We start from the raw sequence: 19831 nt of genomic DNA, 5'->3' as shown, positions 1-19831 counted from the left end.
ACATTTTGAATCATCAAGATTCTTCGTTAAGCAAATTTTGGGCGCAAGTTAGTTGCAATTGAATGATTTCGCTCATTTGCTGACTATAATCTTGTCTAGCTTGTAAAAAAGCTGTGTGCGCTTTAGTTATCTTTGAATTATTAGCATTGAGCTTTTGATACTGTGTCTTATTTAAATCGAACATGCTGATGATGCTACTAATTTTTTGAGTGATAACAGGTGGGGAAGAAAGAGGAATTTGCTGTCTAATTGCGCTTGACTCAGAAGATTGTAATTGTTCTTTCGTTTCAAAAACGTTATCAATGATATTTTTCGCTTTTACTTCTTCTGACTGAGTAAGCGATCGCAATATGCTAGGGGAGTAATTTTCTTCTTGGGTTATCTGGTTGGAAGTCTTAAGAAAATCTGTGATTTCAGATTGTTGGAGATTAGGTATGTTTGGATGCTGTTTTTTGAAGCGTTCGCCCTTGGCGTTGGCGGAGCCATCGCTCCTAATATCCCCAATCAAATTTTCAACAAGTTTGCGATTTTCGTCGCTCAAAATTGTAGTAGCGATCGCTTTCCCACCCAAGGTAACTGTTCTCAATGTTGCTTTATTTTGATTAGCGGTTTCTTGGGCTTTGCTATACAGTGGTGATAAATCCACGTTCACCTGATGACTGAGTAGTTTTGCTAATGCTTTGACCATTGAAGCGTGATCATCCATCCCTCTACGATTCAGAGAGACTGTGATGTGTTCTTTATCGCCGAGGATTTTATCAATCCATCGTGAACAAACACTACCGGCACCTGCTTCTAAAAATATTCGCACACCATCACCGTAGACACGATTAACTAATTGCGGAAAATCAAGTTCTTGACACAATCCTTTGGCAATGTTGTGAGCAATTACTTCACTTTCAAGTGCGATCGGTTGATAATCTGCGGCTGAATAAAAAACAATACCGGGAAGATTTTGGGATGGTAACGTGTTTACCTTCTTGATTTCCTCGTACTGCGATCGCATCGCTTCACAATGTATCACATGGTCGAAGGGAGCGGGGAAGGCATTGCAACCTAAAGTTGTAATCACTCGCTTACAGGCTGCATCCTCACCAGCAATTAATACTTCTTCTGGTGTGTTGATTTGAGTTAAGTAGACGTGATTTTCATGTTTCAGGCATTCTCTAACTTGAGATGGTGTAGCCATGAGAACATAGGTATTCCAAAAATTGTTGTTTGGTGAATCTGTTAATCCCCAATATTCACGCACAGCATTTTTCGGGCCAGATAACTTATCGCCAAATAGAGGTGATGAGTTTAAGGTGTTACTTCCGCCCTCAAAATCACTCCAAACTCCTTGGGCAACCATCATGCTAGTTTCACCCAAACTATACCCAAAAACTGATTGCGGCTTGACTTGAAAATCATCTCGGAAAATTGCCGTCATGTATCTAGCAAAGGCGATTTCACTTTCAAACATTGCCAGTGAATCATCTAACAATTGTTTTTCGAGGGTTTCTAGTTGCCTGGTTGTCAATTTAGGTAAACTTCTGGGATAAACTAACTTTTCAACATCGGCAGCCCGGTTGTAGAGATTGTTACTTTTTAAGTCCTCGAAAACTTTCGGAAATAACCGGAAGACACTGCGACCAATGCCAATATAAGAATTGACTGCGGCGGGATAAACATAAGCAACTGCTCCAGTTTTACCCAATGGTTTTGCTGTGAAATAACTACCTAAAGGTGTTTGCCAATCTGTGCCGTTCTCAAAAGCATTATTTACACCTTTACGGGCAGATTCAATTTCTTTGAGTAAATCTTTTGTGTTACGTCCTGTGATTGATAAGACGTATTTTGCATTAGATTGCTGTTCAAAGGTAGCGAATGTTTGGCTGGCGGTAGCTGATAAAGAAGAACTAGCTTCAATGGATTTTTGAAGATGGTTAAGTATATCTGGTATGGTGGAGCGATCGCTAACTGCGATCGGGAACAGATGAAAAGGCATTTGTTGCAAATATCTGTTGTCGCGCTCCTCTTGGCTGGGTTCTTCCGATAAGATTAAATGGGCGTAACTGCCATCTATACCCATGCTATTAATTGCTGCTACTCTGCGTGTGCCGCCTTTATCGACAAACCAAGGTCTTGATTCCATTGCCACATAGAAGGGGCTATCTGACCATACTTGCGGTGTTTTGACACCAGACCATTTGGGTGTGGCGGGAATATACCTGTAATAAAGACAGAGAGCGGTTTTGATTAAGCTAGCGATTCCTGATGCTGTATAGGTGTGGCCGATATTGGCTTTGACGCTGCCCAATGCACAATGCAGACCATTGCCCACTTTCGGATAAGCTTGCAGTAAACCTGTGATTTCGGCTTCATCTTGCTGGGAAATGCCACTACCAAAGACTTCCACATAGTTAACCTCTGTGGGTTGAATCTCTGCCATCTGGAAAGCTTGTTTGCAGACATCACTGATAGCTGAAGCATCAGGTTTTACCAGAGCATTACTCAAAGTAGAATTACCTTGTGCGAAACTCATGGCATCAATTACTGCATAGATGCGTTCATTATCTTCCTTAGCAGCTTCGTAGCGCTTGAGGACAACAGCACCAGCACCTTCACCAACCGTCCAGCCATTAGCTTGTTGGTCATAACCCAACGTATTGACACCCGTGTTAATTGGGGCAAATTGGTTGCGGAACAAGACATTTTCCACACCACCGGCTAAATCCACCGCACCAACAACCACTGCATCAACTTCACCCGTAGCGAGTAGCATTTGTGCAACTTCCAACGCTTTGAGGGCAGAATTCTCGCCAGCGCTGATGGTGAATGCCGGGCCAGTGAAATTCCACAAAGCCGAAATCCGACTCGCCATGATGTTGGCGATGTGACTGACATATTCGCCGATTTCTACTGGTTGGTGAATGCTATCTTTAACAATGGTTTCCAGTTGGGAAAGGTGTTCAGCAGGTAGAGAAATTCCTTGGTTGAGTAAGCCGTCTTTAACTTGCCAAGAGAGATTCCATCTTTGCTGTAGCTGATGCACAGAGAATTCTGTCTCGGCGGCAATAATCACAGCCACATTGCCACCCTCCTGTAGTTTCGCATCTTTGACGGCGCGATCGCTAACCTTTAGGAGTAATAATTGTTGTGGGTTTAACTTATCTATTTCATTCGGTGGGATTTTGCACGATAAAGTATCGATTTCAAAATCTTTAATATATGCCCCTACTGGTGCTTTCCCGTCTGTTAAACCGTACTCTTTCAGGAGGTTTTCTTGATTTTCTATCCCATGCCATCTTTGAGGCGGTAGAGAAGTAAAATGCTGTGTTCCATCATAAATGCTCCGTTCAAAAGCATCTAAACCATTGCAGTTACCGAAAAAGGCATCCATGCCGACAATGGCAATTTTGGCAGGTGGAACAGGTGAACTTGATTCAACTGGTTGTGTAGTATTTCCTTGTTCTAAAATCAGATGAGAATTAGTGCCACCAAAACCAAAAGCGCTAATAGCTGCTCGTTTAATTGATGCGTTATTATTTGGCCAAGCTGTAGCTGTTCTAACAATTTTATCGGCAGAAATTGTACTTTTTTCTGACGTTAAAGGTTCAGAAACATTCATGGTTGGTGGAATTAGACCATGCGACATACTCAAAATCACCTTAGTCAAGCCAACCATGCCAGCAGCAGTTAACAAGTGACCAGTATTTGCCTTAGCAGAACCTACCAGAGGCGCAGCTTGATTTTGACCAAAAAATGTTTCTATGGAGTTGAATTCGGTTGTATCTCCTAGCAATGTGCCTGTGGCGTGACACTCTAAATAATCGATGGTTTTGGGACTAAATTTCGCCTCATTATAGGCTCGTTCAAAAGCTAAAATTTGTCCTTTAGGATTAGGGCTAAGTAAATGTTTACCTTTGCCATCATTAGAGAGTCCATTACCGCAGATAGTAGCGAGAATATTATCACCATGTCTAACGGCATCAGAATATCTCTTCAGCATCACCATCCCAACACCATCGGCGGGAATTAGCCCTCTAGAGGATTTATCTAAGGGGCGACTGATGCCGTTTTCTGCATACCCCTGAACACCGGAAAATAACATCCGCACGAACAGGGAATCTGCACAACTGATGGCTCCAGCTAACATGACATCAGCTTTGTGTGACCATAAGTAATGAGATGCTAGTTTAATAGCATAAAATGATGACGAACAAGCAGCATCCAGACATAAATTAATCTGGGAGAGTGAGAAGGCTTGAGCAATGATAGATGCTGGTAAGCCAGATATCAGAGCATTGTATAAAGACGCTTTAGTTGCAGTTGGGAGAGCAGCTAAATCAAAGTCTTCATATTGCAAAAGTTCTCTGACAGCAGGGGTAATAGATTGCTGGTAAATTGGAGAGAATAATTGATTAGATAATTTTGTTGGGAATGACAAATTACCTAAAATTACGCCGCATTTTGCAAGAACATTTTGATTACCCCAATAACCACTCTGTACGATTGCTTGTTTAGCGGCATACAATGACCATTTGAAGGTGTTATCTAAACTAGCAACAAGTTCTGATGGTAGATTGTATTCGGAAGGATTAAATTGAAAGTTGCGGATGTATCCGCCTTTGAGGGAATAGGTTTTGTCTGGTGTACCTTTAACTGGATTGTGAAAAATTGTCGGATCTACTCCGATTTCTTCGACGGTTGCAGAGGATGTAGAATCTTTTTGATTAACGATATTCTGCCAGTATTCTTCAGGATTTTTAGCATCGGGGAATAGGCATGATAATGCGATGATGGCTATTTTTTCCACGATTTATATGCTCCGAGTTTGGGTATTTAGCAAGAGATAATTAAAAGGCAGGATTTACGCTATTCCCCAAACTTTGAAGTGGCAAGTTATAACAATCCTAAGATTAAGCTAGCTTTGATAGTTTGCAGTAAAGACTTTATTGCTTAGTACAAAACTTCTAGCGGATTCTCTGCGCTCCTTTGCGTTTCCCTTTGCGAACCTACCCTGCGGGAAGGCGTTCGCGTAGCGTCTCGCAGAGAAGCGCCTATGCGTTTAAATTTAAACCCTGAATTCGCCACGAATTTACGCAAAGCTGTAGTTGTAAAATAACGATTAAAGTCCTTCCTAGGAACTTTCAGCTTGACCGATTACTAGCTTCTGAGCATTTTCATTGACCAAATAATGGCGTGAGCGCCGAGCATTCGTGAATAGATTTTACCTTGGCGATCGTGTATGATAAAGTTAGCGATCGCACTACTTGGTGTCTTAGATATTACTTCACAAGAAACGTAAAAAGTTTCGTTATGTGGTATCATCTCAAATTGTTCAAATTTTTCGACTTTTCCAGGTAAACAACCTTCTTCATGAAAGTGTTGTGTCCAAATCCATAAGGCGTGCATACTCAAGTCAGTTGTATAAGGATTCACCCATTGGACAGGGAATTGTCCTTGTTGCTGGGCACTGAGTTCTGGCCACAGACATTCTGTTGTGATTTTTTCAGGACTGATGTTTAAAACTCTCTTAACTTCTTGAAAACCGGGGCCGTGAAATAATGTAGCCCCACCATTTTGGTAAAAAGCTTTTCCGGTAGCGGTGATGATATTATCTTGTTCGAGATTGAGAGATTCATAGATGGGTGCATCTGGGATTTCACGCTGGAGATTGAGTTGAGCGCTAAAATGAAAATGGATTTTTCCTTCTGGGTTTTTACTCGAAATTTTGGCTTTAAGTTCGATTCTTTCAAGATTAACTTTGGAAATCTCCTCTATTTCTAAAATATGTTCCTTAGCTAATGTTTCATTGAAAGTAATCCCCTTCAAAACTTTGAAGTCTTGGTAATTGAACAATCTATAACCGGGATATAATTGTTCAGAAGCATTGATAATCCAGGTCATTGCACAAGTTGCTGGCAAAACCGGAGAACCAGCAATAGTATGATCGTGTAAAAATGGATTAGCTTCTAATGTCATTTGGCGACGAATACGATAAGTTCGTAGTTCTGAATCTAACTCCGCCGCCATCGGAACTAGTGGACTACCAATAACAACTTGTGCGGTTGCATGATTGGTATTATCCATTTCTTTCACGAGCATTTGTGCGCCAACTGCAATGGGAATTATTTCGATTTTTCGCTCCTGAAAAATCTTCTTTAATTCTGCTGTCACCATTCCACTATCCCAAGCGCCCCAGTTGATCGCGACTACATGACATGAGGGATAACTTTGCTTAAATATATGGGCTGATTTGTTCAGAATTTCATTAGCGATCGCATAATCAGATTGTCCGGGATTTCCGTAAAAACCTGTGACTGAAGAAAACAAAACTAAATGTTGTAGTTGATTAGGATTAACGCAAGCTAACAGATTTTCTAATCCTTGAACTTTGGCGGTGTAAACTTTTTCAAAATCTTGTTCTGTTTTCTTTTCAATTAACTTATCAGCCAAGTTTCCCGCACCGTGGATGATTCCTGTAATTGGCCCGAGATGTTGCACAGCATTGGCAAGTTTTTCTTGTAAAGCTGGCGTATCTGTAACATCGACGCTGATATATTCGGCTTTAGCTCCGGTTTTTTCAATTGCTGCTAGAGTCCTTTTAATTTCGCGGCTGGAGGTAATTTTGTTATATATCTTTTGCACATTCATGGGTGTGGGCTTCTCTCCTTGAGAAAGAAGATTTTCCATGATGCATTTTTTCAATGCGGATTCATCGGAATTTTGAGCATAATCTGGCTCAGTTTCTAATAGTTCAGAGCGACCGAGGAGGATGAATTTGCAGGGTTGCTGTTGGGCTAATCTGATAGTACACTCAGCCGTAATCCCTTTTGCACCGCCGCTCACGACAAAGACAGATGATGGACTAAGCTGGGCTGTTTGTGTCATAAATCCTCTGATATTAATTCGTAATTAAGAGATGCTCTATAAAACTGGTTACAAATTGTTTCCTATCTCTTCCTCTGTGTCCTCTGCGGTTCTTTTAAAAAGCTTAGTAGAGCTTTGCCTCAGTTCGTAGCGAATCGACTCAAATAAACTTTGCGTTCCTCTGCGCTTTACCCTGCGCCCCTTTGCGTTTAAAATCAAACCCTCAATTGTCCACGAATTTACGAAACTGCGTACTTAGATATCAGCATTGCTCACTAAACGAAAATCTCAAGCAGAGGCGCAGAGAGAAGAGATTTTTAATCAGCGAGAATGGTGACTCGTCCCTTTGAACCATACCCAACTTCACTAATATAAAGATTGGGATCGTGAAGCTCGGCTATGATGTTTTGTACTGACTGTTTGGCATCAAGTCTGGGACTTAGGTCGATCGCACGAGTAAACACCTTTGGCCATTCCCATCTCAGAGTCTTAGTTAATCCGAACAAGCCAGCACCGATCGCACCGAAGTTGACTTTGTACTCTAAACCGAAGGCGCCATCAAGGTGAGCAACTGTGCAGAAACAACTACGTCCATGACGCGCAGCTTCGTTTAGAGAGGGTTTCAGGTGTTTCGCCATCAAAAATACGTGCTTAACGATCGCCTTTTCTGATTCGTTATAAGAAATACTCCCAGTGTTATTTCCTACAAACATTGGATGTAGATGGATGAAAGCCCCAATCGTTCCGCAATGAGATGCGATCGCTTGCAATTGTTGTTGAAGATGTTCTTCACTCAAGTTTGCTAAGGTGACGCGGGTTACTCCTGTAGGTAATGGCGCTTGTTGGGCGATCAGCGATTGGGGGAAGCTGACAACTACTACCTTCCAGCCTTTCTCGATTAGAGATTCAGCTAATTTATAAGTGGTGAGGGAACCATCATCGGTGATTAAACCGATATGTCCCTCTGGTAACGTGAAATCCAAATAATCGGGCTGTGGTAGGCTTCTGAGTTTGACGGGATGGCGCTGGATATTATGCTCTAATTCAGGCGATCGCTGTTGGACAAACTCAGGCTCAGACTTTTTTTTTTCACCTCCAGCCAACTGCTGTAGGTAATCGACTATTTGACCGATGGTGCGGAGATCGCCGAGTTCTTCGATATTTGGCTTGGGTAAGTTGGGGTACATTTCTTGCATCGCCCCTAAGATTTCTACCCGTTTGATGGAGTCAATCCCCAAGTCGGCTTCCATGTCCATGTCCAGTTCCAGCATCTCGACTGGGTAGCCCGTCTTATCACTGGTGATGGCTAACAGGGTTTCACCTAAGTTTGCAAATTCATCACTTGTAGCGGGTTCTGGTTCTGGGGTGAATGCAACAACTACGCTTACTTCCGGTGCAGTAACTACCTCAACTACGGGTGCAGCCTCTACTAGAATCTCGGTTGGTTGTTGTACTTCGTGAACTGCAATTTCTACAGTAATACTTTTGGAAGCGTGGGATTGCAGATACTCTACAACTTGGCCGATGGTGCGTTTTTCTGACAGTTCTTCTAAATTGGGCTTGGGTAGGTTGGGGTACATCTCTTGTAACGCCCCTAAGATTTCCACCCGTTTGATAGAGTCAATTCCTAAATCCGCCTCCATGTCCATATCCATTTCCAGCATCTCGACTGGGTAGCCCGTCTTGTCGCTGGTAATGGCTAAGAGGTTTTTATCCAAGTCAACAATATCGATAGTTGCGCCAGATACAGGTGCAGCAGTTGTGGGTGCTGGTTCTGGGGTGAATGCAACAACTTCGTTGACTGGAGGTGAGCTAATTTTGACTACAACCTCAGCTTGAGGTTCTACTACTGGGACAGGTGGCGCGACTACAGGCTCTACTGTCTCGACAGTGGCGAAGTGGGGAGTAGGAAGTGGGGAGGAGTAGGCACTTGCAACTACAGGCTCTACAGCAGACGGCAGAGGTGCTTGGGTAACATTTAAGGCATTTTTAGCTACAGGCTCAGTTACAGGCAAAGGCTGGCTTTCTACTAGCTTGGTAGTAGGAGCTACGGGTGCATCAGTAACAGTTGTTTCTGTGGTGAACGGAGTGAAATTGCTTAGTTTCTCTGTTAGTTGAGTTATTCCCTCACCTGAGATGATTTGAGAATACTCTTGCTGGATGAGTTGGAAAAAGTTTTTGGTATATTCCAACTGCTCTTGGAGATATTGCTCATGGATGCGTAGAGTTTCACCTTGTTGGGAATGAAACTGCATCATGCTGCGCTCTAAGCTTTCCATCACAACTAGCTTCATTTTGGCAGTTTCGGCTGTTGATTTACTTTCACTCAACAAAGAATTCTGCTGTTGCATCAGTTGGAAAAACGCTTTGGCGTATTCCATTTGATGGTTGAGATAAGTACCGTGAACTTGTAAATTCTCGGCTTGATTTTCCTGAAACTGTGTTAGCAGGTATTCTAAACTTGCTAAAAGTTGTTCGTAATTTGTCAGCTTTTCTGGCGTTGGTTGCATCTTAGATTCCTGGGCTGGTTGTGAAAGGGTCACAGGATTCATCTGTTGCTCTGTTTGGGTGATGATATTAGCAGTCACAACGTTAGCGATCGCAGGTGTTTTTTTATGTCCGTTAGTCTCGATCACCGCCAGAGGTGGAGTTACACCTGGGCTGCTAAATAAAGGAGCCGCTTCAGAAGATTCGGGGCTGGGTAATGTGACTTTATGCCCATCTTGCAAAGCTAGAGCGAAGGCATTTTTCGTTTTTTCGGATCTGTAGTTGATGCCGTTTAAACGGACATTTAATGTCTTCTTCGTCTCAATTGGCGGTATAGTTTGGGGAAGTTGGTAAGGATCGAGGTTAGTCAAAGCCAGACCAATTACCCGCAACTGCACAACTGCTTCTCGCAAAGAGCGATCGCTATTCTTTTGAGTGCTGGGGTTTAAAGATACGGTAAGATGAGGGCGATCGCCAAGGATATCTTTTACCAAATTGGTCAGAATTTTCCTTGGGCCAAATTCCACAAAGCAAGTACCACCGGCTGCATAGATATTTTCAATTTCCTGTTTAAACAGCACTGAGTTGGAAAGGTGCGTTTCCAGGATTTTTTGAATACCTTGAGGTTCGTTGGGATACTGCTTGCTGGTGACGTTGCTGTAAACAGGGATTCTCGGACTTTGGAACTTGACAGACTTAGTAGCGATCGCAAAGGATTTTTGAGCAAAGGCGATTAGTGGTGTATGGAAAGCTGCTGATACAGGTAACAATACAGCTGTATATCCTTTCTCGTGTAAAGCCTCTCTGATTCTCGCTATTTCTCCGGTGGGACCAGCCAAGACAAATTGAGTGGGAGAATTTTGATTAGCGATCGCAACTTGGGGAAAATGTCTCAGCACAGCTTCCACTTTGCTGATATCTTCTTTAACAGCCAACATACTACCCGCATCATGATCCGGGTCTTCGGGTGCAGCCATTGCTTGACCCCTAGCTTTCACTAAGAACAAGTAATCTTCTGTACTCAAAACCCCCGCAGCCCATAGTGCTGTGAGTTCTCCAAAGCTATGTCCCGCCACAAAATCTGACTTGAACCCAGCTTGTTGCAGTATGCTGTACATCCCTGCACTCAACACCCCGATGGCTGGTTGAGCGTATTCTGTGCGTTGTAAGGCAGCAATTTGGACATTTTTTTCTGCTTCCTCAAACACCGGATGAGGAAAAACGATTTCTGATAATGGCTGCAAATTATCTTTGATTAACAAGCTATCCATATAGCCATGAAGACGCCGCATCAAAGGAAAATTCATCACCAGTTCGCGCCCCATCTCCAAGTATTGCGAACCTTGACCAGAAAATAGAGAGACAACTTTTCCGCCCAACTCCATACCAGAGGCGCGGTAATAAATCCCTTGGGGATGCTCCCAAGATGCTGCTGTTCCTTTGTGTTTCAGCCAGTCAATGCTAGTTTGCAACAACTTGCAAGCGTCTTCAAGATTCTCAGCTACAAACCCAAATCTGGCAGCAGAGAGGGGAATTTGTGGCGATTTGCATTCCTTGACTAATTCTGCATAGTGTGTACGTGCGTCTGGCGATCGCAACTTACCTAAAATCTCTTCTGATTTGCTCAACAATTGGTCTACTGTGGGAGCAAATAACAGCACTTCACTAGCATCACTATGTAAGCGATAAGCGGCGTTTTGGTCAGCTTCATATTCTTCCAAAACGACGTGATAATTGGTGCCGCCAAAGCCAAAAGAACTTACCCCCGCGCGTCTTGGTGCTTCCCCTTCTGCACGAATCCAAGGTCTAGTTTCGGTATTCAAATAAAAGGCCGAATTTTTAATATTTAGTTTGGGGTTCGGCTCAGTGATGTTAATTGTCGGCGGTAATACTTTGTGATGTAAAGCCAAAGCAGTTTTAATCAAACTCGCCGCACCCGCAGCCGCTTTTGTGTGTCCAATTTGCGATTTTACACTACCCAAAGCGATGTGCTGTTTCTTGTCATCATGTTCGCCAAAAAAGTCTTTTAAAGAACCGAATTCTGTCGGATCTCCAGCCATTGTACCGGTGCCATGTGCTTCCATCAAACCAACGGTAGCGGGAGAGAAACCGGCATCTTCATAAGCACGTTCTAAGGCTTTAATTTGGCCTTCTTTGCGCGGAGCATAAATGCTCTTATAACGTCCATCGCTGGAAGTACCAATACCTTTAATTACGGCATAGATTTTATCGTTGTCGCGTTCAGCATCTTCCAGCCGTTTGAGGACAATCATCCCAATCCCTTCACCCAGCATCATCCCATCAGATTTAGCATCGAAAGGTTTGACATTTTCACTAGGAGAAACCGCCGGTGTTTTGCTGAATGATATGTAAGCCATAATGGTGTTATCGGTATCAACACCACCAGTCAGCATCATATCAGAACGATGCTCAACTAGCTCACTAATTGCCATTTTTAAAGCACCGAAGGAACTAGCACAAGCAGCATCAACTACACAATTCATCCCGCCAAAATTTAGGCGATTGGCAATTCTACCCGCGACTACGTTAGCTAACATTCCAGGGAAAGCGTTCTCATCCCATTTCACATAAGCGCTTTTGATTTTATCAACGATTTTTTTGGTATCTTCATCGGATAAACCACTGCTTTTGAGAACTTTTTCCCAAATCGGATATTCCAACCTCGCAGAAAGTGGCATTCCTAACTGCTTGGCCATCGCCACGCCTAAGATTACGCCAACAGTCTCGCGGCTAAACTCACGTTTTTCGCCATAACCTGCATCTTCCATCGCCTCTTTTGCAACCACTAAACTTAATAGTTGCGATACATCTGTGACTTCCAAAATGCTGGGTGGTATACCGAATTCCATCGGGTTAAAATCAACCTCTGGAAGAAACCCACCTCTTTTGCAGTAGGTTTTATCTTCAGTAGTTCTGGGATTCGGATCGTAATAATCTTCGACACTCCAATGAGTGGAAGGAACATCAGTAATACAATCAATTTTGTTTACAATATTTTGCCAGTATTCCCGTAAATTTCTGGCTTTAGGCAATAGAGAAGCCATCCCAACAATGGCGATAGGATTGTGCTGTAATTGTCTGTTAATTCTGTTAATTGACACTGTTTTATCTGATTTATCTGACTTCATGTTTTTTTCCTCTATAGACCTCATCACAGCCTTTTCACAATTATTGACAAGGCTTTCTAACTCCGCTAAGGCACTATCAATTGAATAAGCAGACATAGGGCATAGTTAGTACTGTGGATTGTGTAGCTACAGTAATTTCTGTTGCCTACTAAATAATGAAAATCTCTCATCTTGTAAGCAGCTAGCTATCCTATCTGTGCTAAATGCTTTTCTCCAAATCGACACCACACGACACATACTGCCCTGTTAAAGCCTTAGATTTATAGGCGATTTTGGCACACAGCGTAGGCGTAGCCCGTCGTAGACATCGCGAAAAAATGTTAGACAACGCTAGACTCTTAATATTGTGGCAATAGGTCGATAACGTTGTTAAAACTGGTAAAATAGTCTTGGAGTGTAATAGCTGCTTAACCAGTGAATTCAATCCATTTGTAATAGTAGAGATTTTGAGCAATGGTATCCTACTGGAGCAATAAAAACTGAGGAGTAGCTAAGGAAACAGAAACACTTTTTTCACCCGACACCGTTTGATTATCTAGCTTAATTGCAGCAAAATAGCTGGTATTAATGACAACGTTCTGTATCTCGATCAATGTCATAGCCAGTTTCAACGTCCGGGATAATATATTTTATGGTATTTAACCCAGGAAAGTTGACAAGTTCGTTACAGAAAAGACACCGCCTTTAATCCGAGTTTATGCAAGTTAGAAAAGTAATTAAACGATCACAAGCTGATGACAAAGCAGTTCTCTTTAGTTATTTTTAATTTCCAAATCTCAATTAAATAACTAGTTTCTTTAACCACTTTAAAGCATTGAATTAATAAAAACACTAGCATACTTTACAGAAACTAAATCATTCCTTTAAAGTTATTTTATAAACAAGCCTATCCTGTTACTGATGTGAATTTGGAATTAAATTCAGCATAAAAGTATAATTTATAACTACATAAAGGTGTGAGAGATTTACCTCGTTACCTCCTTCCCAGTCGGAGACTAGGAATGCCCTTAATTGAGGCTCCGCCTCCCTTACTCGCGGCAGAGCCGCAACGATCAGCATTTCCAGCCAGAGGCTGGAAACGAGGTTTGAAAAGGCTTTGGGCTTAAGTTGACACCTATGAGCAATGTTCTTCACAACATCTGTGATTCAATTAAATGAAAACCACTGTAAATTAACACTACAAATCTGTTGTCTAGTAAGTAAAAATTCGATGAATACATAGATAACTCGAATAACTATAAGTATTTTTTCTCAGAGAAACATCATAATTGAGTCAAAGTTGTTGGTTACTTTTGAATATAAGTCAAGTTAAGAAGCAAAGCGGTTATTTATAAAGCAAATGTTAATTTTTGGTATGTTGTGTAATAAACATAATATGGGTGAAATAGTTTTCAGTAGGGGCAATTCATGAATTTCCCCTACTGGGAATCACTATCAGAATGTCTTATAGTACACAACCTTGCTAATAATAATCTGTTAGTAATATCAAATCTGCTTAAAAACTAACTATTTGTTGGTATTCAATTGCTAGACAATGGATTAGTGATGAGTAAAATATTCAGTCTCGAATCTGACTGCGATGAGATATTTTAGTGAGAGGATTAGGACTTATACAAATTAAATTGGTTGACAAAAATCATATTTTACGCCATAGTTAATAACAAGTTTATCCAAATTTTTAGTTCATTTTTATTAGCGCTTCGTTGTTCTTGAAAGTTAAGTTTTCTGACTAGCACTATTGTATTTTACGCTACGGGATTAGATGTCAAATTAGGATATAACTTAGGAAGCTTTGAAGTTACACGCCATGAATTTTCACGCCATAATACTAAGTTTGGGCGGTAAAAGCGTACAACAATTCATATAAAACCAATTTAGACCCATCCACTTGATTAAGGTAGAAAACCTAGAGGAAAAGCCCTCTTGGTAATTTGCGGATGAGTCTATTCTAATCGACTAAATATAACCAAGTTATCCCCTAAAAAAGCAGAATTGGAATGAAAATATGGCAGTAAATAAAGAAAGTCGATTATTCACAAAACCCGTAGGGCGATCGCAAGTAATTTTAGCAGCTTCTCTGACTTTAGCGGCTGGATTAATCGCTTTCTATAGTTTGACACCCTATTGGTCTAAACCTAAAGTTGTGATAGCACCAGCAAATCCTCCAAAAGCTGCCACACCTGCGAAAGTTGCTGTGACTGCTTTGGGACGTTTGGAGCCAGAAGGCGAAGTTACTACTTTGACTGCTCCCACTTCTAATAATGGGGTGCGAGTAGATAGACTGTTGGTGAAAGAAGGAGATGCGGTTAAAGCAGGGCAATTATTGGCCTATCTAGAAAATTATGGTCGTTCTAGAACCGCATTACAACAGGCTTTAGACCAGCTGCAAGTTGCCAAAGCTAAATTAGCGCAGGTGAAATCTGGAGGTAAAACCGGAGATGTTGATGCTCAAAAAGCTGTAATCGCCAGGTTAGAGCCACAATATAAGGGAGATGTTGCTACACAACAGGCGACAATTGACCGCATCCAGGCGGAAGTAGACAACGCTCAAGCCGAGAACGATCGCTATCAGCAATTATACAAACAAGGTGCGATCGCGGCTTCTATAGCAGATACCAAAGCTTTGCAACTAAAGACTACACAACAGCAGCTAACAGAAGCCCAAGCCACTCTCAAGCGAACTCAAGACACATTCCAAGCACAACGCAAGCAAGCACAAGCCCAACTCACTAGTATTAGTGAAGTGCGTAGTGTAGATGTTCAGGTGGCACAAACCGAAGTCAACAGTGCAACAACTTCTGTTCAACAAGCAAAAGCCGACTTGGACTTAAGTTATATCAAATCTCCCATAAATGGCAAAATTTTGAAAATTCACGCCAAAACCGGAGAAGTTATCAGCACCAGCAGAGGATTTGCTGAAATAGGTAAGACATCTCAAATGTATGTGATTGCAGAGGTGTATCAAACCGATGTTCAAAAAGTGCGTGTAGGACAAAAAGCCACCATTAATAGCACTGCATTTACTGGAACATTACAGGGAACTGTGAAAGAAATTGGTTGGCAAGTTGACAAGCAAAGTATCTTCAGCCTCAACCCTGGTTCAGATACAGACCGGAGAATAATTGAGGTAAAAATCTCTATCAATAATCTCGCAGATAGTGAGCGGGTGGCTCGTTTAACCAACTTACAGGTAGATGTCGCCATTCATATTTAGTCATTGGTCATTAGTCATTCACAACTAACAAATGACAAATAACAACTAATAAATAAATTCATGATTTTCAAAATTCCTTTAGCATGGCTACAGCTAGCCCAGCAAAAAGTTCGTTTACTAGTAGCTGTAGCCGGGATTGGTTTTATTGTGCTGCTGATGTTTGTGCAACTTGGTTTTCAAGATGCTCTCTATTCCAGTGCAACCGCAGTGCATCAGAATCTCAAGGGAGATTTATTTTTAGTTAGTTCGCAATATAAATCTTTGACATCAAATCAAAGCTTTTCGCGGACTCGTTTATACCAATCACTGGGGTTTGATGGCGTAGAGTCAGTTAGCCCGATGTATTTGCAATTTGCCAAACTTAAAAATCCGGCAACTGGTGAGAAATATTCAATATATGTTATTGGTTTCGATCCAGGTAGACCGGTGATGAACCTCCCAGAAGTTGAGAAAAATTTAGATAAACTAAAAATTCCCGATGTCATGCTTTTTGATCGGGGTTCTCGCCCAGAGTTTGGCCCAATAGCTGAAAAATTTAATGCGGGAGACACTGCACAAACAATTGAAATATTTCCCTTCAATTCATTAATTGGTTACAGAGTCAGAATTGGTGGCTTATTCACCTTAGGGCCTTCCTTTGGGGTAGACGGCAATTTACTTGTCAGTGACTCAACTTTCTTGAGGATAAATCCCAATACTCGTCCGGCAGATATGATCGATATCGGTTTGATTTCCCTCAAACCTGGTGCTAATGCAGAAACAGTACTAAAAAATTTACAAGCCAGTTTGCCTAATGATGTCCAAGTTTTTACACGTCAAGGCTTCATTGATTTTGAGAAAAAATATTGGGCAGTCAGAACACCCATTGGTTTTATACTTAACTTGATGTTGACAATGGCTGCGGTTGTTGGCGTGGTTATTGTTTATCAAATTCTTTATAGCAATATTGCTACGCAATTCGTTGCTTACGCCACTTTAAAAGCCATCGGATATGCCAATAGATATTTGTTAAACGTGGTATTTCAGCAAGCTTTAATTTTGGCAATATTAGCTTATATTCCCGGATTTCTTACTTCTGTATTGTTGTATAGTTTTGCCGCAGAAGCAACTAAACTACCAATAGTTATGACCAATAATAATGCATTGATTGTCTTAACTTCAACAGTTTTAATGTGTATAACTTCAGGAGCGCTTGCTATCAACAAACTTCGCTCCGCAGATCCGGGAGATATTTTCTAGGTGATTTATAGCAGCAAAACAATCAAATTGTTTTGCCCGGAACTAGGCTCATAACTATGCATTGGTAAGCCTATCCACAGAAAAATTGCTCCTTATACCAATTTTAGATTTTAGATTGTAAGTCTTTACAAAAATTCCAATTTTGTATAGCTTTGAAGTCTTTTATCTAAAAAATAAAATTCACCTATTTAACAATAATCTCAACTTTATGAACCTCCAAAACAAAACCCTCCTAATTACCGGAATTAATGAATTTGTCGGTTTGCGTACAGCCGAGTTAGCCATAGCGCAAGGAATGAAGGTTCGTGGACTGCAAAGTTCTACAGAACAGAACAAACAATTACAGAATTTAGGTGTTGAAGTAATTATTGGTAGTATCACCGATTCTACTATTGCTCAAAAGGCTTGCCAGGGAGTAGATATCGTTTTACATACAGAGCAAATTGCCGAAGAAACTGGTGCAATTAAGCATTTTCGTGATGTGAATGTTGGCGGTACTGTCAACATAGCTAAAGCCGCTAAACAGGCTGGTGTCAAAACATTTGTGCATCTATCCAGCGTGATGGTTTACGGTTTCAACTATCCTAATGGTGTTACGGAATCCGGGCCACTCTCTGGCGAAAATAATCCCTACTGTCAAACGAAAATAGAAGCCGAAACAGCACTCTTAGAACTGAATAATTCTTCAGATTTTGGCATCATCGTTATTCGAGCCGGAGATGTTTACGGCCCAGGAAGTATTCCCTGGATAGTTAGACCAATTCTGATGATGCGCCAAAAACTATTTGCCTGTGCCAACGATGGTAAAGGAGTAATCAATCACGTATATATAGATAACCTGATTGATGGCATCTTTCTGGCGATAGAAAAAGAAATCTACGGTGAAATATTTAATATCACCGACGGACAAGAAACTTCCTGGAAAGAGTATTTTATGCGTTTAGCAGCAATGGAAAGTTTATCAGCACCTCTTTCATTATCGAAAGATGAAATTAAGTTGTTTCTAAAGCTACGTGTTCAAGGACAAAAACTTTTTCGGCAAAAAGTTGATATCTTACCAGAGTCCATAGATTTTATGACTCGTCCATACGCTTGTTCGATTGTCAAAGCCCAAAGTTTGTTAAATTATAAACCAACAGTTGACCTAGAATCAGGAATGCAGCGAACACACGAATGGCTGCAAAAAACAGATATTCAAAGCTTGATGAAATAGTCCACAGATTTTTGCAATCGTTGTTGAATTGTAACGACGTAAAAATTTAGCTCACCGACTTATTAAAGAAGTCGGTGAACTAGACACCACAAATTATTCTGACTTCTGAATTCTTACGTTGCATCTGCCTAACAATTAAATGCAATTCAGCATAAAATAATCCACCATTTTACGCATACTTGTTTTATATGAGTAGTAATCAGCCACGATTGACCATCGGATTACCTGTATACAATGGTGAAAAATTTATTAAAGAAGCCATAGATTCACTATTGGCTCAGACCTTTGAAGATTTTGAGCTAATTATTTCAGATAATGCATCTACAGATAAAACTGAAGAAATTTGTAGAGCTTATGCCGAACAAGACCAACGTATATGTTACTACCGCAATGACAAGAATATCGGTTGTGCTGGTAACTTTAATCGCGTCTTTAAATTGTCTTCGAGTGAGTACTTTAAATGGGCAGCCTATGATGATCTACATTCGCCAGATTTTATCAAGAAGTGTGTTGAGGTACTTGACCAAGATCCTAGTATAATCTTGTGTCACTCCCAAACATATTTCATTGATGAACAGGGGAATTTTCTCCAAAATTACGATATCAAACTCAAGGCAGATGCACTAAAAAGACACGAGCGTTTTCACGAATTGCTTACCAAGCATTTATGTTATCAATGTTATGGCGTAATTCGCGCCAGTGCTTTGAGAAGAATACCACCTATGGGTGGTTACGGTAATGCAGATGGAATTCTCTTGTTAAGACTTGGTATTCTTGGTAGGTTTTATGAAATCCCTGAATCCCTGTTTTTTGTCAGAAGTCATCCGCAGCAATCTATGAGTATGTTCTTTCCAAATTACTTGCTGTTTGCTGACAAAAGCAAAAAACCATTATTGAGTATGCTCCCCGATTTTTATGGGTATGCGGTATGGTTTGATTCAGCAAAGAAAGGACGAATTTTATTGCCCCATTGGAGAATAATCTGGGAGTATATACTCTCCATCTGGCGTAGTCCCATGAGTTTAAATGAGCGGCTGTGTTGTCATATAAGTCTACATCAGCAGTTAAAAGGGACAGAATATCTTTTGCTGAAAGATTTGCTAATAGCGCTGCCAAGACTTTGGAAAGCTTGCAGAAAAGCATCAATTAAAAAACAACAAGCCACATTTTGAACGAATCAAAATCACCTATTCTGACTACAAAAATATGCTGAAACTATCTCAACTATCTCATGTTTTGCTTGCTACTTTAGTGAGCATCAGTTTTGCTAAAACAGTGAATGCAGAGCCAACTACAACACTAAGTGTAGTGGTAAATGGAATACATCACCAAAAAGGTGAGATTTGCTTCCGAGTTTACGCAAGTGAAAAAGGATTTCCGATGAGTAATTCTAGCGGATCTCAAAGTGGCTGTACTAAGATTACTGGCACTTCTGTAAAAAAAGAATTCTCCGGTTTAAAACCAGGAACTTATGCTGTCGCCGTAGTTGACGATCAGAATGGCGATCGCAAACTCAATAAAGACTTTTTCGGTATTCCCCAAGAAGGTTTTGGAATTTCCAAAAATCCAACTGTGTCTATACAAACAGGTACACCAAAGTTTCGTGATGCCAGTTTTGTTGTAAACAAAAATACAACTGTCAACATCATCATGAAATATTCACTTGATTCGTAA

The 19831-nt window shown here is 41.0% G+C and carries 8 protein-coding genes and 1 pseudogene; 5 read left to right on the top strand and 4 right to left on the bottom strand.

All coding sequences use genetic code 11. The features are described 5' to 3' along the window. Positions 1 to 13: 13 nt before the first annotated feature. The 4 genes and pseudogenes from V7K62_RS05155 to V7K62_RS05140 all read right to left on the bottom strand — a co-directional run bounded on the left by V7K62_RS05155 (position 14) and on the right by V7K62_RS05140 (position 13090). Positions 14 to 4798, bottom strand: coding sequence for a PfaB family protein (locus tag V7K62_RS05155; RefSeq protein WP_334862356.1), 4785 nt, complete (start codon positions 4796 to 4798; stop codon positions 14 to 16). 350 nt (positions 4799 to 5148) lie between these two features. Then, the gene (locus V7K62_RS05150) at positions 5149 to 6876 is read right to left on the bottom strand and encodes an SDR family NAD(P)-dependent oxidoreductase (RefSeq protein WP_334862354.1); all 1728 of its coding nucleotides are present in this window, start codon (positions 6874 to 6876) and stop codon (positions 5149 to 5151) included. Positions 6877 to 7172: 296 nt separating this feature from the next. Then, positions 7173 to 12587 carry a beta-ketoacyl synthase N-terminal-like domain-containing protein gene (locus tag V7K62_RS05145; protein WP_334862352.1) on the bottom strand — a complete coding sequence of 1805 codons (5415 nt, stop codon included), beginning with the start codon at positions 12585 to 12587 and terminating at the stop codon, positions 7173 to 7175. 242 nt (positions 12588 to 12829) lie between these two features. Next, positions 12830 to 13090, bottom strand: a pseudogene (locus V7K62_RS05140) (hypothetical protein). A 1406-nt stretch (positions 13091 to 14496) separates the two neighbouring features. Here V7K62_RS05140 and V7K62_RS05135 point away from each other — a divergent pair. The 5 genes from V7K62_RS05135 to V7K62_RS05115 all read left to right on the top strand — a co-directional run bounded on the left by V7K62_RS05135 (position 14497) and on the right by V7K62_RS05115 (position 19831). Beyond that, the gene (locus V7K62_RS05135; RefSeq protein WP_334862351.1) at positions 14497 to 15705 is read left to right on the top strand and encodes an ABC exporter membrane fusion protein; all 1209 of its coding nucleotides are present in this window, start codon (positions 14497 to 14499) and stop codon (positions 15703 to 15705) included. A gap of 60 nt (positions 15706 to 15765) precedes the next feature. Continuing rightward, complete coding sequence (devC, locus tag V7K62_RS05130; RefSeq protein ID WP_334862350.1) at positions 15766 to 16944, top strand: ABC transporter permease DevC; 1179 nt, start codon at positions 15766 to 15768, stop codon at positions 16942 to 16944. A 208-nt stretch (positions 16945 to 17152) separates the two neighbouring features. After that, positions 17153 to 18157 (top strand): NAD-dependent epimerase/dehydratase family protein, encoded by a 1005-nt coding sequence (locus tag V7K62_RS05125; RefSeq protein ID WP_334862348.1) that lies wholly within the window; start codon positions 17153 to 17155, stop codon positions 18155 to 18157. A 188-nt stretch (positions 18158 to 18345) separates the two neighbouring features. Beyond that, positions 18346 to 19329, top strand: coding sequence for a glycosyltransferase family 2 protein (locus tag V7K62_RS05120; protein ID WP_334862346.1), 984 nt, complete (start codon positions 18346 to 18348; stop codon positions 19327 to 19329). A 34-nt stretch (positions 19330 to 19363) separates the two neighbouring features. Continuing rightward, the gene (locus tag V7K62_RS05115; RefSeq protein ID WP_334862345.1) at positions 19364 to 19831 is read left to right on the top strand and encodes a DUF2141 domain-containing protein; all 468 of its coding nucleotides are present in this window, start codon (positions 19364 to 19366) and stop codon (positions 19829 to 19831) included.

The organism is Nostoc sp. (assembly GCF_036917935.1).
Classification (GTDB): Bacteria; Cyanobacteriota; Cyanobacteriia; order Cyanobacteriales; family Nostocaceae; genus Nostoc.
The sequence above is the reverse complement of the archived record's forward strand: the minus strand, read 5'-3'. Positions and strand labels throughout refer to the sequence as shown.